General features: G+C 45.3%; 28 protein-coding genes. 5 read left to right on the top strand and 23 right to left on the bottom strand.

The genetic code is table 11. The annotated features are described in order from the left end of the window. Nucleotides 1-31: 31 nt before the first annotated feature. Nucleotides 32-874 carry a nucleotide sugar dehydrogenase gene (locus IID12_01975; GenBank protein MCH8287861.1) on the bottom strand — a complete coding sequence of 281 codons (843 nt, stop codon included), beginning with the start codon at nucleotides 872-874 and terminating at the stop codon, nucleotides 32-34. Nucleotides 875-1,221: 347 nt separating this feature from the next. On the opposite strand from IID12_01975, the gene IID12_01970 reads away from it, so the two are divergent. The 4 genes from IID12_01970 (at nucleotide 1,222) to IID12_01955 (ending at nucleotide 4,230) form a co-directional block, all read left to right on the top strand. Further along, on the top strand, nucleotides 1,222-1,644 hold the full coding sequence (locus IID12_01970) for a hypothetical protein (protein ID MCH8287860.1): 423 nt from the start codon (nucleotides 1,222-1,224) through the stop codon (nucleotides 1,642-1,644). 19 nt (nucleotides 1,645-1,663) lie between these two features. Next, nucleotides 1,664-1,894, top strand: a complete 231-nt coding sequence (locus IID12_01965; GenBank protein ID MCH8287859.1) for a DUF350 domain-containing protein — start codon at nucleotides 1,664-1,666, stop codon at nucleotides 1,892-1,894. A gap of 83 nt (nucleotides 1,895-1,977) precedes the next feature. After that, nucleotides 1,978-2,934 (top strand): tetratricopeptide repeat protein, encoded by a 957-nt coding sequence (locus IID12_01960; protein MCH8287858.1) that lies wholly within the window; start codon nucleotides 1,978-1,980, stop codon nucleotides 2,932-2,934. 39 nt (nucleotides 2,935-2,973) lie between these two features. Further along, nucleotides 2,974-4,230, top strand: a complete 1,257-nt coding sequence (locus IID12_01955) for a DUF1704 domain-containing protein (protein ID MCH8287857.1) — start codon at nucleotides 2,974-2,976, stop codon at nucleotides 4,228-4,230. On the opposite strand, the gene IID12_01950 is transcribed toward IID12_01955, so the two are convergent. The 21 genes from IID12_01950 to IID12_01850 form a co-directional block, all read right to left on the bottom strand. Then, complete coding sequence (locus IID12_01950) at nucleotides 4,227-5,831, bottom strand: CehA/McbA family metallohydrolase (protein ID MCH8287856.1); 1,605 nt, start codon at nucleotides 5,829-5,831, stop codon at nucleotides 4,227-4,229. The genes IID12_01955 and IID12_01950 overlap by 4 nt on opposite strands. After that, the gene (locus IID12_01945) at nucleotides 5,828-6,826 is read right to left on the bottom strand and encodes a flippase-like domain-containing protein (GenBank protein ID MCH8287855.1); all 999 of its coding nucleotides are present in this window, start codon (nucleotides 6,824-6,826) and stop codon (nucleotides 5,828-5,830) included. Before IID12_01945 ends, IID12_01950 begins: the two co-directional genes overlap by 4 nt. Before the next feature lie 69 nt (nucleotides 6,827-6,895). After that, complete coding sequence (locus IID12_01940) at nucleotides 6,896-7,420, bottom strand: hypothetical protein (protein MCH8287854.1); 525 nt, start codon at nucleotides 7,418-7,420, stop codon at nucleotides 6,896-6,898. Nucleotides 7,421-7,423: 3 nt separating this feature from the next. Further along, on the bottom strand, nucleotides 7,424-8,182 hold the full coding sequence (locus IID12_01935) for a tetratricopeptide repeat protein (protein MCH8287853.1): 759 nt from the start codon (nucleotides 8,180-8,182) through the stop codon (nucleotides 7,424-7,426). A gap of 4 nt (nucleotides 8,183-8,186) precedes the next feature. Continuing rightward, nucleotides 8,187-9,998, bottom strand: coding sequence for a protein BatD (locus IID12_01930; GenBank protein ID MCH8287852.1), 1,812 nt, complete (start codon nucleotides 9,996-9,998; stop codon nucleotides 8,187-8,189). Further along, nucleotides 9,995-10,720: a tetratricopeptide repeat protein gene (locus tag IID12_01925; GenBank protein ID MCH8287851.1), complete on the bottom strand. Its 726-nt coding sequence runs from the start codon at nucleotides 10,718-10,720 to the stop codon at nucleotides 9,995-9,997. The genes IID12_01930 and IID12_01925 overlap by 4 nt, the downstream gene beginning before the upstream one ends. Before the next feature lie 18 nt (nucleotides 10,721-10,738). Further along, nucleotides 10,739-11,770: a VWA domain-containing protein gene (locus IID12_01920; GenBank protein MCH8287850.1), complete on the bottom strand. Its 1,032-nt coding sequence runs from the start codon at nucleotides 11,768-11,770 to the stop codon at nucleotides 10,739-10,741. Then, nucleotides 11,770-12,720 (bottom strand): VWA domain-containing protein, encoded by a 951-nt coding sequence (locus IID12_01915; protein ID MCH8287849.1) that lies wholly within the window; start codon nucleotides 12,718-12,720, stop codon nucleotides 11,770-11,772. The genes IID12_01920 and IID12_01915 overlap by 1 nt, the downstream gene beginning before the upstream one ends. Before the next feature lie 48 nt (nucleotides 12,721-12,768). Next, nucleotides 12,769-14,166 carry an Asp-tRNA(Asn)/Glu-tRNA(Gln) amidotransferase subunit GatA gene (gene gatA, locus IID12_01910; protein MCH8287848.1) on the bottom strand — a complete coding sequence of 466 codons (1,398 nt, stop codon included), beginning with the start codon at nucleotides 14,164-14,166 and terminating at the stop codon, nucleotides 12,769-12,771. A 62-nt stretch (nucleotides 14,167-14,228) separates the two neighbouring features. Beyond that, entirely contained in the window at nucleotides 14,229-14,432 is a 204-nt protein-coding gene (locus IID12_01905) for a twin-arginine translocase TatA/TatE family subunit (protein ID MCH8287847.1), read from the bottom strand. A 21-nt stretch (nucleotides 14,433-14,453) separates the two neighbouring features. Beyond that, a complete protein-coding gene (locus IID12_01900) occupies nucleotides 14,454-14,732 on the bottom strand; it encodes a DUF4321 domain-containing protein (protein MCH8287846.1) in 279 nt (92 codons plus the stop codon). A gap of 8 nt (nucleotides 14,733-14,740) precedes the next feature. After that, nucleotides 14,741-15,427 carry a phosphoribosylformylglycinamidine synthase subunit PurQ gene (gene purQ / locus IID12_01895; protein ID MCH8287845.1) on the bottom strand — a complete coding sequence of 229 codons (687 nt, stop codon included), beginning with the start codon at nucleotides 15,425-15,427 and terminating at the stop codon, nucleotides 14,741-14,743. 8 nt (nucleotides 15,428-15,435) lie between these two features. Continuing rightward, the gene (gene purS, locus IID12_01890; protein ID MCH8287844.1) at nucleotides 15,436-15,681 is read right to left on the bottom strand and encodes a phosphoribosylformylglycinamidine synthase subunit PurS; all 246 of its coding nucleotides are present in this window, start codon (nucleotides 15,679-15,681) and stop codon (nucleotides 15,436-15,438) included. A 10-nt stretch (nucleotides 15,682-15,691) separates the two neighbouring features. Then, nucleotides 15,692-16,423: a CDP-diacylglycerol--serine O-phosphatidyltransferase gene (gene pssA, locus IID12_01885; protein ID MCH8287843.1), complete on the bottom strand. Its 732-nt coding sequence runs from the start codon at nucleotides 16,421-16,423 to the stop codon at nucleotides 15,692-15,694. Next, entirely contained in the window at nucleotides 16,410-17,063 is a 654-nt protein-coding gene (locus tag IID12_01880; GenBank protein MCH8287842.1) for a phosphatidylserine decarboxylase family protein, read from the bottom strand. Before IID12_01880 ends, pssA begins: the two co-directional genes overlap by 14 nt. Nucleotides 17,064-17,077: 14 nt before the next feature. After that, the gene (locus IID12_01875; GenBank protein ID MCH8287841.1) at nucleotides 17,078-17,782 is read right to left on the bottom strand and encodes a phosphoribosylaminoimidazolesuccinocarboxamide synthase; all 705 of its coding nucleotides are present in this window, start codon (nucleotides 17,780-17,782) and stop codon (nucleotides 17,078-17,080) included. A gap of 13 nt (nucleotides 17,783-17,795) precedes the next feature. Next, nucleotides 17,796-19,091: an adenylosuccinate lyase gene (locus tag IID12_01870; GenBank protein ID MCH8287840.1), complete on the bottom strand. Its 1,296-nt coding sequence runs from the start codon at nucleotides 19,089-19,091 to the stop codon at nucleotides 17,796-17,798. A 5-nt stretch (nucleotides 19,092-19,096) separates the two neighbouring features. Next, nucleotides 19,097-20,230, bottom strand: a complete 1,134-nt coding sequence (locus IID12_01865) for a trypsin-like peptidase domain-containing protein (protein ID MCH8287839.1) — start codon at nucleotides 20,228-20,230, stop codon at nucleotides 19,097-19,099. Between the two features lie 14 nt (nucleotides 20,231-20,244). Continuing rightward, nucleotides 20,245-20,892 (bottom strand): fructose-6-phosphate aldolase, encoded by a 648-nt coding sequence (gene fsa / locus IID12_01860; protein MCH8287838.1) that lies wholly within the window; start codon nucleotides 20,890-20,892, stop codon nucleotides 20,245-20,247. Between the two features lie 12 nt (nucleotides 20,893-20,904). Then, nucleotides 20,905-21,648 carry a tRNA pseudouridine(38-40) synthase TruA gene (truA, locus tag IID12_01855; GenBank protein MCH8287837.1) on the bottom strand — a complete coding sequence of 248 codons (744 nt, stop codon included), beginning with the start codon at nucleotides 21,646-21,648 and terminating at the stop codon, nucleotides 20,905-20,907. Beyond that, on the bottom strand, nucleotides 21,649-22,368 hold the full coding sequence (locus IID12_01850; protein ID MCH8287836.1) for an energy-coupling factor transporter transmembrane protein EcfT: 720 nt from the start codon (nucleotides 22,366-22,368) through the stop codon (nucleotides 21,649-21,651). 378 nt (nucleotides 22,369-22,746) lie between these two features. Between IID12_01850 and IID12_01845 the strand changes: the two genes are divergently transcribed. Further along, on the top strand, nucleotides 22,747-23,589 hold the full coding sequence (locus IID12_01845; protein MCH8287835.1) for an aminopeptidase: 843 nt from the start codon (nucleotides 22,747-22,749) through the stop codon (nucleotides 23,587-23,589). On the opposite strand, the gene IID12_01840 is transcribed toward IID12_01845, so the two are convergent. Beyond that, nucleotides 23,579-24,349 (bottom strand): hypothetical protein, encoded by a 771-nt coding sequence (locus IID12_01840; GenBank protein ID MCH8287834.1) that lies wholly within the window; start codon nucleotides 24,347-24,349, stop codon nucleotides 23,579-23,581. The two genes, IID12_01845 and IID12_01840, sit on opposite strands and share 11 nt — an antisense overlap.

Here is a 24,349-nt window from a genome sequence, read left to right as displayed (position 1 = left end):
GCCTGTGCCGCCAGTTCGGCTTGGAAAGGGGTCAGGTTGATCTATTGACCCGCTGGGCTCGTTTGTCTCCGTCTAAGACCGGCACATCCCGCTCGTGCGAGAATCCCTTCCCGCGTCTCCCGCCTTCGCGATTCGCGCCCCTCCCGCAACAAACCACTCCCGCCCCGTCAATCTCGAATTCCTTGCTTAAAGCGCCGATTTCATTTGCAAAAGTTACTTTTAATCCGTGAAACGCGTTACAAGCGTATTTCAACATCTCCGCGCTCTTGAAATCGGTTAACTCAAAAGGTATATCTATTTGCTCGAAAATCTCTTCCATGACTTCGACAGGAAAATTCTTCTGCGCGCCAAGCACGTTAAGAGACGGCTTCAATAGATCGGCGACCGCATTCCCCTCCCGTAAAAATTCAGGATAGAAACAGACCTCATAATCTATACCTTCTTTAAGTCCAATATTTTCATTCAGAAGTGGTATTATAACTTCATCAATGGTTCCCGGGGGGATGGTGCTTCTGATAACAATTAAGTGTTTCTCCCCTTTAGCTTTTATCGACCTACCGATTTCTTTAACGGTTGATATGATTTGATTTAGATCTACACCCGCTGAAGCGGTACTCGGAGTTCCTACACACACAAAAGATATTACTGAGCCGTTCACGGCTTCCGAACCGTCGGTTGTGGCAATTAATGACCCCGTACTGCTTGCAGTGTTGGTTTCATCAAGGTCCGGTTCATAAAAGGGCAACTTCCCTGAGTTAATCGCTTCTACTTTATCAACGACAACGTCCACTCCGGTTACGTCATGGCCCATTGTTTTTAGGCATACTGCGAGGACACAACCTACGTAACCTAATCCGTATACGCTAATTTTCAATCTATCTGAATCCTTCGAAATCGGCATTCTTAGGAATAAGATAATTCCCTACAGGGCTGTCAATAACCTCGTCTATGTTCAAATCAAATAAGTATTTCAAATATTCCCGCCTTAGTCCAATATAAATCAATGGGTTGATATAGACAACATAGCCATAAATATCAACCCATTGGTAGAGATTAATAGGAAACGAATGTGTTGTCAAGTCAATTATTATAGCCGAAATGCAATCTCAAATTATTCTTGACTTATCCGAGTGCCGGGAGTATTATTCGTCCGTATTGATTTTGATGAAAACAATGAAATCCTGTATTCTTTGAAGCATCTAACTATAACAAGGAGTCATTGTGAAAAATAGGCGGCTGATAAACCTGACCGGATTGATGTTCCTGATTTTATTCTCTGGAGTCATCCGGGCCAACGATTTCGCTTTTTACAGTACCGTTCAGAAAGTTTTCAGAACCCAGGGATTACACGTTTCATACGATAATATGAAGTTTGTGAACGATGGTGACAAACGCCATTTTCTCCTGACTCTCGAAGCGAGAAGAACGGATATCGACCGGGTCATGCTGGTAGGCTTTTACGCTTGTGGTGTGGCAATACGGAAAACAGACTACAATTTCGACACTGTAAACATTATGCTCACTATCTCTAAGAAGGATGATGAACGCATCATGCTCGCAGCTAATACAGAGGATATTCTTTCACTTCTGAACAAGAAGATCAGCACAAACCAATTTGTAAGCTCTAACGTGAGCTGGTATTAATAGGATAAGGAGGATTTAAATGGACATACCTATAATGACGAGATTGGCCGGATACCTATGGTCTTTGTTATGGGCGATTGTTGCTTCAATAGGGTTTGCTTTTGGAGTTGGGCTCGCTCTTAAGGTTTTCAACTGGCTTTCTAAGGATATCGACGAGTGGGCGGAAATTAAGGACCGCAATTACGGTGTCGCGGCAATATTGGTGACACTGATCCTTATGGTGGGTTTGCTTGTGCATCGCGTCATATAGAACCCGTGAGATATTTCATCTCAATTTTAGCGGCAGGCATTATTGCCTGCCCTTTTATTTTGTAAACAGAATGAAGCAATAAAATGTCTCATATAGGTATCAGGGGATTCTATCTCTTAATTTTAATACCGTGTCTTCTCTTAATCTCATGCTCCGGAACGCTAAATGAAGCTGATGCACTATATGATGCGGGTGATTATAAGGCGGCTGAGAGCTCATACAGGTCTTCTCTTGATGCTGATCCGGATAACGCACAGGCACACTTTATGCTCGGAATGTCGCTCCAGGCGCAGAATAAGCACACTGAAGCAAAAAAAGAATTCGAAATATCATATAAGTTAGACAAGAACAACAAAGGAACGATAGCGTCGCTCCAGGTAATCTACTCCAAAGATGCCGGATCAAAGTTGAACGCAGGGGAAATTGAGGATGCCATTGCAATTTATAAAAAGGGATACAGCTTAAATAAAAATGATCCCGGGATCACGTTAGGGCTTGCTCAAGCATATACGGAGTACGGACTATTAACATTGGCATCCGAATTGTTGGAAAAAGCGGGAAGAGGCGGCAGGGAGAAAAATAGAGTCGAGGAGATTAAAACCGAAATAGAAAAACGCAGAACTGTAGCCGAGTCTAACTACGTTAAAGGCAAAAAAGCGTATGAGAACAATAATATCGTAACTGCAAAAAAATATCTGGATAAAGCGATTTCAAACAACCGGGACAGCGATGACATAAGATATTATTCCTTTATGTCCAACGGTCTCTATCTGTATAAAAAGGGGAGCCGCTGGCAAATTTGGGATGCAATCGTCGAATTTGGAAAAGCCGCTGAAGTGAGGACGAATGAAGCGGAGCCGAACTATTATCTTGCGCTCGGATATCTGAAAAAGGACGATAAAGATTTCGAAAATATCCTTAGCCATTACGAAAAAGCTCTCGAACTCGATACCGACGGAAAATTCACTTCCAAGATAAAGAAGGAGTTGGATAGACAGAGGAAGCGGAAAAAGAAGCTTGACGAATTTTGGGGTAAATAAGAACAGCTCCAAACTCCTTATCCGCATATTCCTTCATCTATGAAAAAAAGTTCTTATAGAAAATTCCTGCGCGGCGTGAGCAAATCACTATTAATGGCACAACGCCCTATACGGATCCTATCTTCCATACACATTCCCATCACGGTTAAAAAGCGGTTTCTCGCGCGAAGAAGTAAGCGGTTGCCACGGTATGAATATCCTCCTCTCAGGTGGGATGCGGATGAACGGAGAAGGATGTTTCTTGATATCCAATCCCATCTCGACAAATCAAATCCGGCTGAAAAGATGATTCACAGAGCCTGCAAAGAATACCTGCTGACTATAAGGATGCTTGAGTCCAGAGGCACAAAGGATTTTTATAAATATTCCAAGGAACTCTTCGGCTATCCTGATTATCGCTACATCGGCGGAAATGTTTCAATTCTTGATCTCGCCAAGCATCTTAGCGAGGGATTTACTGGATACGATCTTCCCGGCGATAAAAAAGCTTCCAAATCGAAACTCACTTCCCTCGAAGCTAAAAAGCTTCTTTCCGATAAATTGCATAAGCTCTTCCCTAAAAGAAAAATCAAGGTGATCATCTCAAACCGTATGACCGCCGACGCTTCTGCTGGAGCCGATTACTTAAAACTAAGAAAGGGCGCCTCTTATACAAAAAGACAAATTCAGCAGCTTATCAGACACGAAGGCGAGGTGCACCTTGCTACCACGCTTAACGGCTCTTCACAGCCGGTGCTGAAATTCCTCTCGAAGGGTACTCCCGGAACGACAATTTATCAGGAGGGATTAGCCGTATTTGCGGAATTCATGAGTCAGCAGATCGATCCGATGCGGGTCAAAAAACTCGCTTACAGAACTATCGCTATCAAGATGTGCGAAGAAGGCGCAGACTTCATCGATGTTTACAATTTCTATCTGGACAAGAATTTTTCCGAGGACGACGCATTTGACGCTTCCGCCCGGTGTTTCAGAGGAGGATTGATGGAAGGCGGCGCGCCTTTTACCAAGGACGTCGCATATCTTGACGGATTGGTCAGGATTTATAATTTTGTCAGCGTAGCATTAAAAAAAGGGAAGCCCGAGTTTGTAAAATTCCTCTTCACCGGCAAGATCACCGCGGAAAGTGTGCCGATACTTTATGATCTTTATAGAGACGGGATGGTCAGGAAACCGAAATATCTCCCGAACTGGGTAAAGGATATGAGGTATCTCGTCACATTCTTCAATTTCGCGGCTTTTATGGACACTATCAGTTTTAAAGAAGTTGAAGAGCATTACGAACAGATAATGAGCTAAGCTCCTCCTGTTAGCCATATCGGATTGGTTATCGAGAACGACTCCTTATCGTTGGATTCGGTATATACCTCGATTCTAACGTAACCGCGACTCAATCGTGATATGGTGAGAACATCCTCAAATCTGTATCCATCAGCGAAATCCGTATATTTGTGAATCTCTTCCTCTTTCCGGGCCGAAATCTCTCCTTTGATAACAACAATTCGTTTTAGTTTCCCGAACTCTTTTGTCGAAGCCGCGGTGATGCTCAATTTTCCTTCATCATAAGGATATTCATCCCCAATCTCATACAGCTCGCCATTTTGAGTCTTCAGGGAGATATCGGATATAGGCCCAGTAGTTATCTGTGCCCGCCCCTTTTTCAATGCTTGCAGAACAGCGTTGAGTTCCATTCCGCCGTCAAGCTTCAGTGCGGTGCGCACCTGTCCGAACAATTGCTTCCTGTGCTCATGCATCGAAAGGAAAGGAATTTTTATCTGTCTGAAATGGTTAAAGTTGCCGTGAGCATCGTTGCCCGCGAGGATAATCTTTCTCTTACCTTCGAGTATGAGATCTATCCATACTTCATATCCCCGACGGAACGAATCATCCGGAAGACCGTTCAAAATCTGTAATCCGATTATACGATCATCCAAAAGATCTTCTTTCGCCCAATATCCCCTGTTGAACAGAAGTCGTTGTCCGAACGGCGGTTTTTCCAGCGTGTGGGCTGCTATGGCAACTGCACCATTCCCCATGAGATCGAGTACCTCTGCCACAGAGAGTGTTGGTTCGGTATCGGGATAATCGTCCTCGCAGTCTCCGTTGCCGGGAATAAAAACAGGGGGATCAACCACTAAAAGATGTACGTTTTCCCCTTTTCTATTACCGCAAGAGACTTCTTCGGCTGGTATAGGCAGAGCGCCCTCTTTCGTCCCTGCTTCTCTCATCTCTTCCCTTGATTTATGCCAGCGGGGCAGATCAGCATCGTTTTCGTACGGAAATTCGATCGAATTATCGAGATTGTACGAATGGTCCGCAACAACAAAAAAATCGAGTCCGATTGATTTCGAGATTATGGATGACGACATGATAGGAGCGCCGAACTCCACTTTGTCATCGGTAAACTCCGAATGCGTATGAAAATCACCGTAGCTCCAGCCGGGTAATGAAGGTAAGGCATATTCCGGGATCAAAACGCTCAAATTTAACGGAGGCAACGTTTTGAAATTATCATTCACTACCTCGAACTTTCCATCGGCTTCGTTTGACAGGCTGAACTTCACCGTTACGCTTACAACCCCGGCACTGTTGCCGGGTAAACTCAGAGAAAGCGTTCTATTCCAGAATCTCTCCTCAATAAGGACGTTTTCAAAATCAAACTGCCGAGCCTGTGAATCGCCTCCGGTCATAGAAATGGCCACCTCTATCTTTTCCAATCGCACGGGAAATCTATGTGCGTCTTTGATTATGCATAGAACCGGCAGAGCCGTATCAGGTTCGAGCCTGAAAGGCACGTCGGCGATTATCTCCGGATATGGCATATAAATTCTGCTTGGAAAAAATCTCCACCTGTAATGCACTTCGGCGTAAGCCATCACCGGCATAAGAAATTCAATCATACCTGCTCCTCATGCCCGGTTAGACTGCTCTCTTGATTACTATTTGAGCCTCTTCCGATTTTTAAGCGCATAATGAATATTGCTCCGACCAAGGCAGGGAGAAGAACATTAATCAAAAGCATAAGCAGAGCTGCGCTGAATGCCTCCGATTCACCTACCCCGAGTTTACCGAAAAAATATGATACAGATGCTTCTCTTATACCTAATTCCCCTAAGGTGAGAGGCAGCAGCGTTTTTACGAAATGCGCTGTAGAGGCGCTTATAAGACCGTCAAATAACGGCACTGCGTCAAAAGCCCGGATAAGGATGTAAAGCTGTGTAATCACGGAACTCCAAACTGCAGTGGCAAGTCCATATACTACTAAAATTCTTTTTCGAGGTACCATGGACCATGAATTCGTAATAACGTTCAAAGCCTCTTTTTTCCGGAATATCTTTCCGGCGAACTTTATCATCTTTCCGATTTTCACGGGATTCAAAAGCGCAACCAATATAAAGAGATAGCTTCCGGCAGCAATCGTGTAATATAAAATCCTTAAAGAAACGTTCAGATCAACATAATCGTATAGAAGTATGAGCGAAGTCAATATCCCGATAGAAAAATATGCGAGAGTAGAATAGAATTTATCTATAATAGTGAGACCCACCACCTCCAACTGCGGCACGCCGCGCAAAAACCAAGCCCTGCCGAGTTCCCCGATTCTCGCAGGGGTGACTATTCCGAGTGTCATTCCGGCAAGATAAGAAGTTGCAGCCGATCGTAATTTCATGTTTTTATCCAGCGTTCGCAATAATAGATGCCACTTGGATATTTGAATTGACAACGTCAGCGGCATAAGCGCAAACGCTGAAAAAACATATTTCTTGTTTGATTCATAGAACGAGCTCATTAATCCATCGAATCGTATATCGAAAAAATTATAGACGAAATAAATGAGAAGAAGGGTAACGAGCATGCGGATATAAAAAGATATTTTCTTAAGATTCATGCTCATTCACATTCCCGGGAATTGATTTTTATCTCAGAGCCGAAAGGGGATACCGGTTGATATGCGTTGTACGATCTATTCCTGCTCTGTGACGGGAGGAGATATGTCCAATTTCCTCGGATTTACAAAGACTCTGGTTCTCAATACCCACGATCTCGGGAATCCCGCTCGTCTTGTTTCTCTTTGAAAAATTTCCGCCTCTGACCTCGACTTCAGATTTCCGACTCTTATTTTGTAATTCGGGGGATCGAACCGCATGTAGGCTTCACCCTCGAAGAGCGAATCTGAGAGTGTCAATACACTGTCCGCCTCATACAAAATTTGGGTGACAAATATCTGTACTCTATACCCCTCGGTCATTGCTTCGTAATCGATATCCATCTCATTGTTCAATCTATCAGTTTGGTTGGCGAAAGTAGGCATTTCAATGCCGCTGACAAAGATGTCGTCGTCATCGAGAGCGAGCGGGTCGAACCATCCGTGCGGAGATTCCCTGCCTCCTCCTTGGGGAAGGTCTTCGATAGTAGTTCCGGCTGCGCAGCCTGAAAGCAGTGCTGTCATGCTTAACAAAAGAACGGTTTGTGATAAATTTATTCTCAATTTCTATATCACTTCTATCATTTCAGTCGGTACCCAGCCGGCTTTTCCGTCCGACAATCTGATTTGTGCCCACTCCTGGCTGCCGCCGATTATTTCGACTCTGGTACCTTCGTGCAGAATAAAAAGTTCTTCTCCAATTTCTTCCGGCGCGCTTGACACCGACATCTCCTGTACCATTACTACCGCTCTTATGTTGTTTAACTCGTGTTCGATTTTAATCCCTGTCATAATTGATACCGAAAAAAATATTAAACCGATTAAGAACAGCGCATAATGCGACGTCCTGATCAATCTACCCTTCGGCATGAATAAAGTTAAAGAATAAATCACTATTGATGAAATGTAAAGCGTTATTAATATTGATATGAGACTGTCGGTTTTGTGCGAATCCCGAAGATTTCTTAGCCCTTTAATAAGAAAATTTTCAGGAGGAGGAATTATCTTATCTTTTACGAGGAGGTTGGCAGCACTGAGATTATAGAGTATACTTTCATCAGAAGGTTCCAGTTTTTTCGCCCGTTCATAGGAAAGTACCGAATACCCGATTCTTCCGAGTTTATAATAGGCGTTTCCGAGATTGTACCATAATTCAGAACTTTCATAACCGGAATCGAGCAGTGAACGGTAATTCTTCACGGCGTCTTCATACTCACCCATTTCGTAGTGACCATTGCCCTTCAGGAAGAACTCTATTTCCGTCTGCGCATGGGCGGCAGAAATAGAGAGAATAAGGAACGCAATATATAAATTAAATATCCTCACGATCTTATAATACCTTCAGGAGTTTATCGAGGGATCTCTCCGCCGCGGTGTAAATTTCTTCCATTCTGCTCTCCTCCGCCTGTTCCGGAGAATAAACCGCCTCCCGGCATAAACTGATAATCTTGAGGAATTCATCTGCGTCCTTTTCGTCGGCGCCTCTCTCTTTCAACGCTCGCGCAATTTCCTCAGCCGTCACTCTTGCTGCCGAAAGATTCATCCGGTCGGCGGCTGCTCCGAGCAAAGCCCTGCCGAGCTCAAAATAGAAACCCTTCGCGTTCTCAGACTCCATTTCCCCCTTTGCCGCTTTGAGCTTTTTCCTCGATTCGCTCGAAGCCCTTCTCCTTCTTTGATAGGCGACGTTAGTGTTCATTTGATCCAGGTGTCTTCTGAGCAGGAAAGCGCCCGCCAAACCAAACATCGGTGAAACGCCCCAGACTATCAACCAGGCACTAAGATAACCCCTGCTATCCCGCTTCACCAACTCCGGCAGATCCCTTTTAATAAAATGAATATCTCTGCTCAGGATAGCGACTTCCTCCCTGGAAAGGCCGGGAGAAACAGCAACAATTGAACGGTCTCCCTCCTCAACCTCAAACCTGACCCGATCGGATAAAGAGCTCTCGTAGCTTCCCGATTCAGGGTTAAAGTAAGAAATTCCGATTCTTCCGAGGTCTAAAACGCCCTCCCGGCGTAATATAAGTACATATTCGAATGTCTTTTCGCCGGTTACTCTGCCCCGTTTGATGGAGCTCTTCTGCTTGATTTCAGGCTCGAAAACTTCAACAGCATCGGGGAAATCGATTTCCGGAGCCTTGACAGTCTTTATATTCCCTGATCCTGACAGCCGCACGCGAAGTGTCACGGCGTCATTTACTTTTGCCTCGGATTCAACGATCTCGGCGCTAAGTTTATAATCCCCCACAGCCCCTCTGAAATCATCGGGTTTACCCTTTTCCGGCAATGGCAAAACCTCTATGCTGAGGTCGTTGGAAACCACTCTTTTGTTCGCATATCTGCCAAAGAACGGATCGTCGAAAAAATCATCAAAAATACTGTTTGACCTCCGCCTTCTCACTCTTTCCTTGTAGTCGATTGCTATACGGTCTAAGTGTAATTCACCGGACCGCGTGGGAAAGAGTGCAAATTTTGCCACCACGGCTGTGCTGTAACGTGTGCCGTCGACGACCTCTTCCTCTACGATCGGCTGGGACGGCTGAGGAATCTCCTCGACCCAGAATCCGACAGCAGCCGGCGGGGAGGGTGTATTAAAATTGACCAATCGCACCTTCGTGTATATTCGGTAGGTGACTGTTACCTGTTCACCTTTATAAACCTTTTCTTTGTCGACCGAAGCAAGCAGGAATGTCGCTTCCCTTGTACCGGTGTTTTTACCGGAATTTTCAGTTGTTCCCCGCGCGCTGCTGCCTTGCGCGTATACCGTAATGTTTATCTCTTTTGTCGCGTATGTTTTTCCACGGTACTCCGCTGTCGCCGGTTGAATCTTGAATGAGCCGCTCCTCCTCGGCACTAACTCCCAGCTGTATATAACAGAAGAACTTATCTCGCCGTTTATGAACTGAAAATTCGTCGATTGATTCGGTCCTCCTGCTATATAGAAGTCATTGAAATCGGATACCTGTACTTCCGGTAAAGTTCCCCGGCTCTCGCCGCGGATTTCTACTCTGTAGCTGAATCTATCCTGTAAGCTCATCCTGTTTTTTGAAACAGAGGCTTCGATTTCAATACCGCTCTGGGCATACAGATAAGAAAATGACAACGTCATTGCGGCGAGTGTGAATTTAAACAGGTATATCACCAGTCTTTCTCCGGCTGCCTTTTTTTGACGGTGCGCGCCGATATATAATCTTTCAGCACCTGCATCTCTTCCTGTTCCAACGCATCTAATATATCCTGATATTCAGCCTGAGATCTTTCTTTCTCTTTCTGCTGCTGATTCTGCCGGTTTTGCTCTTCTTGCCGCTGTTCATTTCCTTTCTCCTCCTCTTCCTCCTTTTTATCGCTGTCGTCCTCACTCTTATCGGTCTCGTCTTTCTCCTCGGAGTCCTCGTTCTCCTCTTCTTCGTTTTGGTCGCCCTCCTGATCCTTCTCCTGTTCTTCGATGAGGCTTTTTACGAATTCGTAGTTGTATTTCGCGTCTTCATCCTCCGGGTTCAGCTTTATCGCCCGCTTGAACGCCTCGAGGCTTTCTCCCGGTTTGTTCATCTTGAATAGCGTATTGCCGAGGTTGTAATAGACTTTTGACTTGGTTTGCGAATCTTCAATTGTGAGCGCATCCTCAAAGCCCGATCTTGCGGCGTTGAAGGTACCTTTTTTGTAAAAAGCGCTTCCTAAGTTGAATTTAAGATTTTCGTCTCCCGATTTCTCCGCTAACATATCGGAATACAGCTGGATCGCCTTATCAAAATCCCCCTCCCTGAAAGCGTTCAAAGCGGGATCAGATGTGCTTTCCTGCGCCGGCAGCTGCGGTGCGCCGACGAAAACAATCAATATATGCAGCAGTGAAATCCTGTAGTTCACAGAGTTAATCGCCTCTGGTTAGTTATATCTGCCATGCCACTCTTCTACCGTTTTACGTTTCTCGGGAATAAAAGGTTCGATAAAAAGCAACATCAAAACAAACCCTACAGCATATTGATACCATTCTTTGTATTCGGCGAACTCTCTCGATTCGATCTCACTTTTTTCAAGCTGCGAGATTTCGTTATATACCATTTCAAGACCGTTTGCCCTCGTTCGAATCCGGAAATATCTCCCTCCTGTGACGCCCGCTATTTCGTCAAGAACCGCCTCGTTCAACCGGCTCGTTACTATCTGGTCCTCAGCGTCTCTCTTAAACCCTATTCTATTTCCACGCTTGTCATACAACGGGATGGGCGCTCCGGTGATCGAAGCGATCCCGACAGTGTATATCCTTATTCCGCGTTTATATGCTTCCTCTGCCGCTTCTACCGGATCGTCTTCGTGGTCTTCTCCATCCGTCAATATCAGTATCACTTTTTGGCTGGCGTTCCCGGATTTAAAGGACTCTGCGGCTGTATTGATCGCATCGGCCGTTGCCGTTCCCTGTGTACCGATAATATCACTGTCGAGAATGCCTAACATCATCTTGACGGCTGAATAGTCGAGCGTCAGAGGTACTTGCAGATAGGATGCGCCCGCGAAAGCTACCAGTCCGATCCTGTCTCCGCTGAGCCTGTCTATAAAACGGGCGGTTTCAAATTTCGCCCTTTCTAGCCTGTTGGGTGACAGGTCTTCCGCCTGCATACTTCTTGAGACGTCTATCACCACCACAATGTCTATCCCCTCGCGTTTCAGTGTAGATAATACAGTCCCCATCTGCGGACCCATCAGTGCGAAAGTCAGAACCGAGGTTGCAAACAACGTTATCATGATTTTTGCTGCTTGTCGTTTCGGGCTTGTAGAGCGGTGGAGCCGATCTATCACTTTGCTGCTCCCGAGTATCCTCAGTAGTCGTTTCTTCTTTTTAAGCATATAGAGGAGCATAATTCCGAGAAGAGGAATCACCCAGAGAAGATAAACGAAATGATAATTCGCAAATCTGAACATCAGGGCAGTCTCCTCGAATAGGTCATACCGGCAAACATTTCCATAAGAAGAATGAGTAAGCCGGGAAGTAACAAATACGAATACAGCTCCGCGTATCTCGTATATTCCTTCACTTTGATTTCGGTTTTTTCAAGTTCGTTTATCTCTTCATAAATATCGTGGAGGCGTTTTTCATCCGTAGCGTGGTAATATCTCCCGTTGGTAGCTTCGGCGATACTTTTCAGCATTTCCTCGTCCAGTTTGCCCCGAAGTAATCTTCGGGAATTCGAACCTACCCCTATCGTGTATATTTTGATGTCAAACGTCGCAGCGAGCTCGGCAGCCGTAAGAGGTTGAATTTCGCCGGAGTTGTTGCTTCCGTCGGAGAGAAGGATCATGACTTTACTTTTCGCGTCGCTCCTACGCAGCCTGTTAACACCGCTCGCTATCGCAAGACCGATTGCCGTGCCGTCATATTTTTTAGGGACGATCGTCACCTTTTTCAGGAACGAACGCAGCACTTCGTAATCGAGTGTCAGGGGAGACTGTATAAACGATTCTGAGGCGAACACAACCAACCCGATTCGATCGTTCTTCCGGTTTTTTACGAATAAATCCGCGACTGCCTTCGCCGCTTCAAGCCTGTTCGGTCTAAAGTCTCTTGCCTCCATGCTGCTTGAAATATCAAGCACCAGCATGATGTCTATCCCCTGAGTAGTTACCTCCTGATCGGTGACTCCCGAACGGGGTCGCGCGAATCCGACAATTATGAGCGAAAGGGCAAGTAGTCGCAGTGCGAACGGCAGATAGACCCTTAGCGGTATCTTCCTCTTTTGAACCGCTCTGAACACCGCCGTATCCGAAAACCTCATCTCAGTTCGGATTGATGCGTTTTTCTTAACATACCACTGCGCCAGAAACGGCAGTAGAATCAGCAAATAAAGAATTTCTATATTTTCAAACGTATACATAATAATCCACTAATAAGACGGTAAATTAAATAAAAATGTTGTAAAAATCTAAGAGGAAACTGATTCTTCTATCCTTGCGGCGACATTCAAGATTTCAGACTCAGCGAAAGGTTTTCCGGTAATTTGAACCCCTATCGGCATTCCTTCGGACGATTTACCGCAGGGAACGCTTATGCCCGGTAAACCCGCAAGGTTGAGAGAAGTTGTGTAGATATCCACGAGGTACATCGAAAGCGGATCTTCGATCTTTTCTCCGAGGTTGAATGCGGTGGTAGGAGCAGTAGGGGTGACGAACACGTCAATCTTTTCGAACGCATTAAGAAAATCATCCCGGATGAGTCGTCTAACCTGCTGAGCCTTTTTATAGTAAGCGTCGTAATACCCCGCCGACAGGACGTACGTTCCGAGCATTATCCTTCTCTTGACCTCGTCTCCGAAACCCATGCTCCTCGAAGACTTGTACACTTCGGAGAGGTCGGTTCCCTCTCCTCTGATGCCGTAACGCATACCGTCATACCTCTCTAAGTTCGATGAGGCTTCCGCTGTGGCTATAATATAGTACGCTGCGACGGCGTACACGGTATGAGGAAGTGAAACTTCCTGCACCGATGCCCCGAGTGATTTCAATTCGTTTACGACGTCCATTACGCTTTCGAGAACTTCCGGGTCACAACCTTCCCCGTAATATTCCTCCGGCAGTCCTATCTTCAACCCTTTAACATCGTTCTCGAGCAGACTCGCATAATCATCAACCGGATTATCGGAGGATGTGGAATCGCACTCGTCGCTCCCTGAGATAACCGTAAGCAGTTCGGCGCATTCTCTTACGCTACTGGCAATCGGTCCAATTTGGTCGAGCGAAGACGCAAACGCCACTAATCCGTATCTGGACACTCTTCCGTATGTAGGCTTCATTCCTACCACTCCGCAAAACGATGCCGGCAGCCGGATTGAGCCTCCCGTATCGCTTCCGAGCGCCATATCGACTATCCCCGCAGCGACAGCGGACGTGGAACCTCCACTCGATCCACCGGGGACTTTTGCTTTGTTGTGGGGATTCTTTACCGGACCGAATGACGAGTTCTCGGTGGACGAACCCATGGCGAACTCATCCATATTCGTCTTGCCGAATATCAACCCGCCGCCGGATTTTATCTTTTCTACTACAGTAGCATCGTACGGCGGGACAAAATCTTTTAGAATCTGTGAACCGCAGGTGGTAGGGATATTCTTTGTACAGATAGCGTCCTTGATCGCTACCGTCTTACCCGATAGAGGACCCGTATCACCCTTCTGCATCTTAGCAGAAATCTCTTCCGCCGACTTCCGGATTGCCTCCCTGTCCAAGGAGATAAAGATGTTCAGGTCGCTCATCTCCTCAACAAGGCTGAGAGAATCATCGACTTTCTTCAGATACTGATTATGCTCCACCCTCACACCCAATATTCAGTAGTTTTAAGATAGATTGAGATTATTTGTACCGACCATGCCGCATGCCGGCAGATAGCCTATTCTTTTGGGGTGTCTTTCTCGTTTTTCGGTTTATCCAGTTCATCATTTTGAAGCTCATCCGAAACTTCCCTCGCTGCTTTTCTGAACTCGGATATACCTCTTCCGAGTCCTTTCGCAAGATCGGGAAGCCGTTTTGCTCCAAATAATAAAAGGATCACAAGAAAGATTATTATCCATTCCCAACCGCCGGGGAATCCCATGTAATACTCCTTAAGGTTTTATCATCGCCACCAACGCAAAATGTAATACGCAACGCCTATTCCTATCAAGCTTATTACGTTAAGAGTAATACTGAACCCAAGAGTAAATCTGAACATGATAAGGTCAACAGTTCCCGGCCCTATAGATATGGTTTTCGACAGTAAAAAGAATTGCTTGACAACGCCTTCGGGCAGAACAAAGCCTAAAATCTCTCCTACAAGCGTACCCAGAATAGCTCCTAACACAAGAACAGACGTAACGACTGCGATCGGTTTGTTTTTGCTCTGTAGCAATACCATGGATTTCTTTAGTTTGCCGCAATCAGGGATTCGAATAAGCCTAACCCGTCCGAGGAGCCGAGGATCGGATCACTCGAACGTTCCGGATGAGGCATTATGCCAAGCACATTTCCTTTTTTATTATATACTCCGGCAATATTCTCGAGTGAAGCGTTCGGATTGGCTTTTTCGTTCACTTCCCCTCGGGAATCACAATATTTAAATGCGATTTGTCCGTTTTCTTTAAGAGATTCGACTGTTTCGGCATCGGTGTAATAGCTTCCTCCTATATGCGCTATCGGCATACGCAGGACTTCTGACTCATTGTATTTTCCTGTGAACGTTGAATTTTCCGATTCCACTTTCATCGTTATCTCATCGCTTATGAACCTAAGAGAACCGTTCGTTACGAGAGCGCCCGGCAGCAGCCCGCATTCCACTAAAATTTGAAATCCGTTGCATATCCCGAGCAGCGGCTTCCCGCTCGATGCGAATTTTATCACGGAATCCATGATCGGTGAAAAACGCGCTATCGCCCCTGTCCTCAGATAATCTCCGTAGCTGAACCCTCCGGGAAGAATTACAACGTCCACCCCTTCAAGGTCCTTTTGCTTGTGCCAGAGCATTGTTACTTCCTGACCCAACAGCTCACTCAGCACGTGTTTAGTGTCAAGATCGCAATTTGAACCGGGGAATACGACCACTCCGAATTTCACTCAGGACGTCACTCCTCTGACAACTCATATGAATAATTTTCTATAACAGGATTTGAAAGCAGCTTCCGGCAAGCCTCTTCGGTTGAAGTGCGTGCCTGCTCTAATTCACCGGACTCAAAAAATAATTCGAAAAACTTTCCGGTATTAATCTTCTTGATCCCTTCGATACCCACGCCCGGGAACGCTTCTGCAATAGTTTTGCCCTGCGGGTCTAATATCCCGTCTTTTAAGGTGACTATCACTTTAGCCCTTATCATCCTTTAATCAGTCCCCGATGGCGCTGTCCGCCATTTCTGATTCGTCTCCCTTCGACATGTGAAAAACCCAGTGAACGAAGGAATAAAGAACATATATGAAGCTGATGGGGAAAATAACCAAACCTCTGTAAATAAACATGAGTGTAATAGAAAAGAGAAAAACAAATAATAAGATATTATATTTCCCCTCCTTTTTCATGGAAAAATTCGGGAATTTGTTAAACGGCATCGTACTTACCATCAATATCGCGGTACTTAATATCAAAGGCAAAACAAACTTAGCCGTACCGATATCGTAGGAAATTTCCAAGTTGAAGAGCACAAACCCGGCAAGTACAGCCGCCATACTCGGAGCCGGTAGCCCTATAAATTGCCGTTTATGCCGCTCCGAATGGACGTTAAATTTCGCCAGCCGGATACCCGTAAATAGCAGCGGCAAAAAGGCAACCAATGCGCCGCTGACCACCCAATCTCCTGAAAACGCATTGTAGATCAATACGCTCGGCGCAACACCGAATGAGGTTATATCCGCAAGTGAATCGAATTCAAGACCGAACCTCGATGGTTGATTTAACTTGCGGGCGATCTTCCCGTCAAGCACATCAAAAAATATCGCCAATAATATGAGGTAAGACGCAGCTAAGAGTTTTCCGTTGACCACGAGAAGAATAGAAAGATAACCGCATATCAGGTTCATGACCGTAAATACGCTTGGAACGACCGCTTTAATCAGTTTCATGACTCAAAGCTCCTATCACCGTTTCTCCTCCTTTGACCTTATCCCCCACTTTGACTTCTATTCGGGAATCAGTAGGAAGTAATAAATCCACCCTGCTCCCGAACCTGATCAATCCAAATCGTTCACCGGCTTCGACAGATTGACCTGCGTCCAGCTGCCAGGAAATCCTTCTCGCCACTAACCCGGCTATCTGTTTAAGGTAAATTGTTTTCCCCTCACTGTCAATGGAAATAAGCGTTTGCTCATTATCGAGAGAGGCTTTTTCCTTCCATGCTAACATGAATTTACCCGGAAAATATTTAACTTCCCTTACCTTACCCGATACGGGAATTCTGTTTACGTGAACGTCAAATATTGATAAAAAAACCGAGACCTGAATTAACTTTTCGGCTGAAATATCCGGAAATTCTACTTCCTTTACGGTTACCACTTTACCGTCAGCGGCTGAAACGATCACTCCCCTTCCCTTAGGGGTAGTTCTGTCAGGATCCCGGAAAAAGAAGACGATAAAAAGCAGAAGGGCTGCCTCTGCGTAAGTGAGCCCCCAGAGGAATCCGATTCCGGTCATCGTAGCGGCCAATCCCAATGCGAGCAGCAGCACTCCGGCTGCCACAACAAACGGTATTCCCTCTAACGCCACTCCGCCCTTACCTCCTATCCAAGAACTCTATGCAGGATTTCCATGTAGGCTTCCTCGACTCCGCCTAAATCCTGCCGGAAGCGGTCTTTGTCTAACTTTTTCTTTGATTCCACATCCCAAAACCTGCACGTATCAGGAGAAATTTCGTCCCCAAGATAGATAACGCCGTCCTGTTCGCCAAATTCCAGCTTGAAGTCCACAAGCAGTATCTCTCGCCTTAAGAGAAAATCTTTAAGCACAACGTTTATCCTTTTCGCATACCTCCCTATTTCCGCTATTTGATTTTGGTCTGCAAGTTCAAATGCGACGGCATGTTCACTGCTTATCATCGGGTCATGAAGCTTGTCGTCCTTGAGATAATATTCGAGAATCGGCTGCTCAAGCTCGGTGCCTTCCTTGATGGCATATTTCTTCACGAGGCTCCCGGCAGCTATATTCCTCATAACCACTTCGAGCTTAAACATTTTAAGATTTTTAACAAGCATAGATGTAGCGGTAAGTTTCTTTTCGAAATGGTTCGGAATACTGTAACTCTTGAGATAATCGAACAGAAAAGAGGATACCTGATTGTTTACCTCTCCTTTTTTCTTTATCGTACCTTTTTTCGCGCCGTCACCCGCCGTTGCGGAATCCTTGAAGAGTTGTATCACGAGATTCTCATCACTCGTCGAATATATCTTTTTCGCTTTTCCTTCATACAGCAGCTTTTCTTTCTCCAAACTGTTCCTCCGTTTATGTTAATTTCAATCTGTTGAAGATAGTATCCACGTGCTTAAGACTATTATCAGGATTGAAACACTCTTCAAGATCACTGCTCGAGAGTAATTCCGTTACTTTATTATTTTTTTTGAGGCACTCCTTAAAATCAATCTTTTCCTGCCAGGCTTTCATCGCGGATTCTTGAACAATAGCATAAGCATCTTCTCTTGACAGATCTTTTTCGATGAGCTTCAGCAACACACTTCCCGAGTAAACCAGGTTGAAGGATTGACCGATATTCTCTTCCATCCTCTCCCGATTCACAATCAGGTTTTCCATCAGGAAGGAGAATTTTTGAAGGCAATAAACTACCGTGATAGTTGCATCGGGAATAATAACCCTTTCGACTGAAGAGTGAGATATATCCCGTTCATGCCATAATGCGACGTTTTCCAACGCCGCAATAGCATATCCCCTCACGAGGCGCGCCATACCGCTTATCCTTTCTGAGAGGATAGGATTCTTCTTGTGGGGCATAGCAGAAGAACCCTTCTGACCTTTCCCGAAGTACTCCTGAGCTTCTCCCACTTCTGTGCGCTGAAGATGGCGTATCTCGATACTGAATTTTTCAAGGCTTGACGCTATAAGAGCGAGACATGAGATGAAATTAGCGTGCCTGTCCCGCTGGATTATCTGGTTTGAAACAGGGGCAGCAAGCAGCCCCAACCTCTCACAAACTGCTTCTTCTATATACGGTTCAAAATGGGAGTACGTCCCTACAGCGCCTGAAAGTTTTCCCACTGAAATCTCTCCCACGACTTCCGTCCATCTCCTCCTGTGTCTTCTGACTTCCTCTATCCAAATAGAGAGCTTTAACCCGAAGGTAATAAGTTCTGCGTGAATTCCATGTGTCCTGCCCACCATAACGGATTTTTTATGCTCCACTGCCTTCCTTATCAATATTTCTTCGAGCTTCTGAAGCTCTTTCGAAATAATATCACCCGCTTCCTTCATCCTAAGCGCTAAGGAGGTATCGAGCAGGTCTGAAGAGGTCATTCCGTAATGCATATATCCGGAATTTTCGCCGACGTTTTCAGCGACGTTAGTCAGGAATGCTATTACGTCATGATCGACTTCTTTCTCTATTTCTTCTATCCTATTAACAGAAAAAGTTCCCCTTGCCCTGATTGATTTTGCAGCTTCAGCGGGTATGATCCCGTTCTCAGCCTGAACCTCTGCGACTGTTGATTCGATCTCCATCCAAGTTTCATACTTTCGTTCTTCCGTCCATACTCTGCCGATTTCTTCAGGTGTGTAACGGGGTATCATTTCAACTATTTTTTGACGTTACCGAGTCTGAGGTGAACGGTCTTTTCGGTAGTTCCCCGCCTGATAAGAAGAGTCAGCGAATCCCCGGCGCGAAGGAAATTTTCTTCAATTATCTTTAGAATATCATCATCATCAATTATTTCACTGCCGTTGACTTTCAATATGATATCGCCGACTTGAATTCCGGAGCCCGAAGCAGGGCTATTCTTTTCAACGTTAGTGACAATCACGCCCTTTTCATTTTCAAGATCGAGGTGCTTCGCAAGCAGCCGGTTGAGATCCTGCACCGTCATTCCTGTCCAGAAACTCCTGTCCACCTTTCCGTAAGCTTTAAGCTCTTCGTAGACGGATTTTGCGCGATTGATCGGAATCGCGAATCCGATCCCGATAGACCCCTCTGAAAACCTGCCGCCTGTGAATATGAAGGTATTCACTCCTATTACCTCACCTACCGCGTTGAGCAAAGGTCCACCGCTGTTACCGGAATTAATTGATGCGTCCGTCTGGATCATGTCCTGATACACCCTGCCTGATTCCTGCAGCCCGAAATCGAGGTCCACTCCTGATATCACCCCCACTGTAGCAGTCGGTTTTTTGCTTACGTCGAATAGTCCGAACGGATTTCCGAGAGCGATCACCCATTCCCCGATAATGATATCATCGGACTCTCCTAACTTCAGGTACGGAAAGCCTTTACCTTTCAACTTTATCAATGCTATATCGGAAACCTCGTCTACTCCTATGATCTCTGCTTCGTGATCCGTCCCGTCCGAAAGGGTAACAACTACCTCGACAGCGTTCTCGATTACATGTGAATTGGTTAGAATGTAACCATCGGGGGAAATCAGGAACCCGGACCCAAGGCTCTTCACCCGCTGTCTGAATATCCTGTCGGGAAAGAGGAGCGACCATATCGGATCATTGGCGAATGGTGTTCTGGAATATTCCCGAACCTGTATCGCGTTTATGCCGGCGACAGCGGGGCTGGCTTCGGCAACAGTGCGGGTTATGGCGTTCATCCTCCCGGAATATATTGATGAGTTCACCTCATCTTTTTCCTGAGCGAACGCTGTTGCCTTCCCTTGAATGGCAAATGCCAGGATCAGAGCAAATATAATTTCTTGAAATACTATTTTCACAATCAGTTCCGGTCTCACTTGGTTTTCATCGATTTCCAATCCTTGAGAAAATTTTCGAGACCGATATCCGTTAAAGGATGTTTTGCCATCTGCTTGAGCACTTTCATCGGCAGTGTCACTATATCAGCTCCATAAAGGGCTGATTCGATCACGTGAGTCGGATTTCTGACGCTTGCCACGATGATTTCCGTCTCATAGCCGTAATTACCGTAAATCTGCCCTATATCACTTATAAGGTCCATTCCATCACCCCCGATATCGTCTATCCTGCCGACAAACGGACTTACAAAAGATGCTCCGGCTTTTGCAGCCAAAAGCGCCTGAAGAGAGGAGAATATCAGTGTAACGTTGGTCATCGTTCCCTCTCCGCTCAACACTTTGACGGCTTTAATCCCGTCGACCGTCATAGGTATCTTGACGCAAACATTATCGTGAATCTCCCGGAGCTTTCTTCCTTCGGCTATCATCTCCTCGGTTTTTAATCCGACAACTTCGGCATTTACCGGACCGTCGACCAATTCGCATATCTCTTTTATCACCGTTTCAAAATCCCGTCCCTCTTTTGCGATAAGTGACGGGTTTGTGGTAACACCATCCACGATCCCCCACGAAGCTCCCTCCTTTATTTCTTCTACGTTTGCCGTATCAAGGAAAATTTTCATATTGTTCCCTTCTCAATTATTAATGTTCGGATAAAATACTCTTTCAAGATATAAGCCATGAGCAGGCGCAGTCGGACCGGCTGCCCGCCTATCCGATTCAGCGAATATCCCTTCAAGATCGTCAATATTCAATTTACCTCTCCCGATTTCGATCATCGTTCCAACAAGTGATCTGACCATATGATGCAAAAATCTGTCCGCTCTTATAGTATAATACAAAAAATCGCCATTATCATGCCATTCGGATTTGGATACCTTGCATTTTCTGTTCTCAGTCTCCGAGGATGCCTTACAAAATGAATTGAAATCCGTTTTTGTCCGCACCAATTCCGCGGCTGAATCCATCTCCTGATAGTTCAGATTTTTTACCACCTTCAGGGCATATAACCTATCTAAAGCTGTCTCTCTTTTTACCATTTTGTAAAGATACTGTCTTGCGGATGCGTCCCGCCTCGAATCAAAATTATCATCGACATACATCGCGTTTAAAATTCTGATATCCCTCGGTAAGACCCCGTTAAGGCTCGATCTGATCTTATCAGGCGGCATGGAATTTTCAATTTTGAAATTCGCTGATTGCGCCAGTGCATGTACCCCTCTATCCGTTCTCCCTGCGCCAATCAGCGCAGTTTTAGACCCTAATATCGTCTCGAGTCCGTTTTCAATCTCCCCCTGAACCGTCCTTCCGTTCTGCTGAATCTGCCAGCCGCTGTAATCGGTGCCGTCATATTCTATTAGAAGCTTCACGTTTTGCATTTAATCAATAAACGCCGTAATCGTAATCACGGCAATCGCCATCGTATAATCGAGAGACGAAAACCTGAATTTTTTCAAACTTGTCCTCTTTATGGGCGAGTTGTAACCCCTCGATTCAAGAACGAGGGATAACTGTTCGGCTCTCGATATACTCAACACAATAAGCGGGATCATCAATGGAAGAGCTTTTCCGATTCTATTTACAATTCCCTTTCCCATCGACAAGCCGCGCGCAATTTGAGCTTCTCTTATCCTGTTCGCCTGTTGAGAAATAATAGGAATGAACGAAAACGTCAGAAGAAACAGAAGCATGATCCGGTCTATGGGCAGCCCTAATTTGCCAAGCGGTGCTGCCATTTCTCTCAAAGATTCAGCAAGGTTGGAAGGTTCTACCGTCATGGCAAAATAGGCGCCGGCGGATACGAGAACCCCGACTCTGCTCATGAAAAACGTTGCTTTTTGAACGTTGTCCGCAATAAAAATTTCCTCGGAGACTCCAAATATTCCCGAAAGCGATACAACATGGAAGATGAACGTCAGCGGGATGAGTATAAGTGAATATTTTGCAACCTTCCAGAATCGTTTGAATCCAGAATTCTCGAACAGCAAGAGGATCAGTATTATAAAAACTGCCGATAGTGTGGCAATCCAACTCCCTTTCATAGATAGAAATATCAAACAAAAGAATATTATAGCTCTTACGCGCGGATCAAGAATCATTTGGGCTGAAGATTACGGTGCAAAATGGTATATGTGTTAAATGTTGTCAACAGTGCTATAAGTTAAGCCGTTTGATTTAAAAGTCAATTCAGCCTTTTCCGATGGACGCTTTCATTTTAACCTGCCGTAGACATCGGACATTAATTTTAAATCTTTTCTGTTCGATTAAAATCCTATGTATATTTTTCTTGACTTTATCTTGAATTTATAGTTGTTTTTAGCCTTCCTGAAATTTTACAAAATTTAACGCTCTCTACAGGATAACAGTTGAAAAAATTGTCTGATGCAATCGAATCGGCTCTGCGTGACTGCCTTGCGGTGCGCAAAGGTGAACGAGTAGTGATCATAACCGATGTGAACAAAAGGAATATAGGGATAATGTTTCACGAAAGAGCTAAAAGACTCGGAGCCGAATCATATCTTTTAGATATAAAACCTCTTTCAGCTGACGGCGAAGAACCTCCTGAGGCGGTAGCAAAGCTGATGAAAGATGCCGATGTTCTTATCTGCCCGACCACAAAATCGCTCACTCACACGAATGCCCGAAGAGCAGCGAGTAAAAAGGGAGCGCGGACTATATCGCTTCCGGGGGTAAACGAAGAGATGCTCGCAAGGGCTGGAAACGTTGATATGCAACGCATGTTAAAGATTACAAGTAAATTCACCGATGTGCTGACAATCGGAAGTACGGTTCATATTACCACTCCGGCGGGCACAGATCTCCACATGTCGATTAAAAACAAAAAAGGGATAGCGGATACGGGTTACGTTTGTAACCCCGGTGAAACAGGCAATCTTCCGGCAGGGGAAGCGTTTCTTGCTCCCGTCGAAGGCTCGTCGGAAGGTATTCTCGTTGTGGACGGCTCGATGGGGGAGACGGGAATAATCAAAAAACCGATCAAGATGTACGTTTCAAACGGATATGTGACCAAGATTCTGGGAAACAGGGAAGCTCGTACCATACGAAAACAACTCGCCCCGTTTGGTAAACAGGGGAGGAATATCGCCGAGCTCGGCATCGGAACAAATCAAAAGGCAAAACTAAGCGGGAAAGTTCTCGAAGACGAAAAAATTCTCGGAACTGTTCATGTCGCGCTCGGAAACAACATCAGCATGGGAGGCAGCTGTGACGTTGGAAGTCATTTAGACGGAATCCTCCTAAAACCGACTCTCGTTATAGACGAAAGAATCATTCTCTCCCGGGGAAATATTAGAATCTAACCGACAGCGACAGCTTCGTTGTGCCCGCTTTATCAATTAAAACCGAACCGCTCTCAACGGACATTGCCATGCTTACATTTTTGTTGTACCTGTAAACGGTATTCATTACACTCAACAGCCTGTTCAATATTAATCCCACGATTGTGTACTGTAGATTCTGTCCGGCTAATTCGCTCTCTTTTCTGAGTGATTTATACTGCAACCTTGTCTCATCCGAACTCCAGCTCCAGAAAAAATCCTGAGAGTCATATGTTCCGGACGGATTGCGGCTTCTTCTCACGGCGGAGTTATACTCATCGACGTCACTGTAATTTCCTACATTTGCATAATATACTTCGTCTTTTCCTTCGTTGTTTACACCGGCGTTTACCGAGGCGTATACTTCATAATCCTCCCTCCTCCAATCTTTGGTTTTCTTGAACCAAAGAAGAGATAACCAGAGAGCGGATTCGGTCGAATTAAACAGCTTCGCGGAAGTGTAGTTTCCGGTTGCTCTTTCTCCCGTTCCGGGTAATATGATCGACATCATCACCACCTTTGCCTTGGACGAAGTTTGGCCGTGATTTGATTCAGGAGACATGATATTTACGAATTCCCCCCTGCCTATTCCGGTGAAAACCAATTCATCTGCCTGACCGAACTTTTGTAGAAAGCCTAAGGGGACCGGAGTCTTATCCTCGAGCTCTGACGATTCTGCAACACTGCAAAAAAGTGTAATGACTGAAATTATTGAAAAAGTTATCTGAGATATGGACTTCAA

The sequence above is a fragment of the Candidatus Neomarinimicrobiota bacterium genome (genome assembly GCA_022567655.1).
Lineage (GTDB): Bacteria > Fidelibacterota > SORT01 > SORT01 > SORT01 > JADFGO01.
The sequence above is the reverse complement of the archived record's forward strand: the minus strand, read 5'-3'. Positions and strand labels throughout refer to the sequence as shown.

Bases quoted from the DNA above. Each gene is read 5' to 3' on its own strand.
- IID12_01965 (MCH8287859.1), top strand. From the start codon at position 1,664: ATGGACATACCTATAATGACGAGATTGGCCGGATACCTATGGTCTTTG.
- IID12_01960 (MCH8287858.1), top strand. From the start codon at position 1,978: ATGTCTCATATAGGTATCAGGGGATTCTATCTCTTAATTTTAATACCG.
- IID12_01955 (MCH8287857.1), top strand. From the start codon at position 2,974: ATGAAAAAAAGTTCTTATAGAAAATTCCTGCGCGGCGTGAGCAAATCA.
- IID12_01950 (MCH8287856.1), bottom strand. From the start codon at position 5,831: ATGATTGAATTTCTTATGCCGGTGATGGCTTACGCCGAAGTGCATTAC.
- IID12_01945 (MCH8287855.1), bottom strand. From the start codon at position 6,826: ATGAGCATGAATCTTAAGAAAATATCTTTTTATATCCGCATGCTCGTT.
- IID12_01920 (MCH8287850.1), bottom strand. From the start codon at position 11,770: ATGTTCAGATTTGCGAATTATCATTTCGTTTATCTTCTCTGGGTGATT.
- IID12_01915 (MCH8287849.1), bottom strand. From the start codon at position 12,720: ATGTATACGTTTGAAAATATAGAAATTCTTTATTTGCTGATTCTACTG.
- IID12_01905 (MCH8287847.1), bottom strand. From the start codon at position 14,432: ATGGGATTCCCCGGCGGTTGGGAATGGATAATAATCTTTCTTGTGATC.
- IID12_01900 (MCH8287846.1), bottom strand. From the start codon at position 14,732: ATGGTATTGCTACAGAGCAAAAACAAACCGATCGCAGTCGTTACGTCT.
- pssA (MCH8287843.1), bottom strand. From the start codon at position 16,423: ATGAAACTGATTAAAGCGGTCGTTCCAAGCGTATTTACGGTCATGAAC.
- IID12_01870 (MCH8287840.1), bottom strand. From the start codon at position 19,091: ATGATACCCCGTTACACACCTGAAGAAATCGGCAGAGTATGGACGGAA.
- fsa (MCH8287838.1), bottom strand. From the start codon at position 20,892: ATGAAAATTTTCCTTGATACGGCAAACGTAGAAGAAATAAAGGAGGGA.
- truA (MCH8287837.1), bottom strand. From the start codon at position 21,648: ATGCAAAACGTGAAGCTTCTAATAGAATATGACGGCACCGATTACAGC.
- IID12_01850 (MCH8287836.1), bottom strand. From the start codon at position 22,368: ATGATTCTTGATCCGCGCGTAAGAGCTATAATATTCTTTTGTTTGATA.
- IID12_01845 (MCH8287835.1), top strand. From the start codon at position 22,747: ATGTTTCACGAAAGAGCTAAAAGACTCGGAGCCGAATCATATCTTTTA.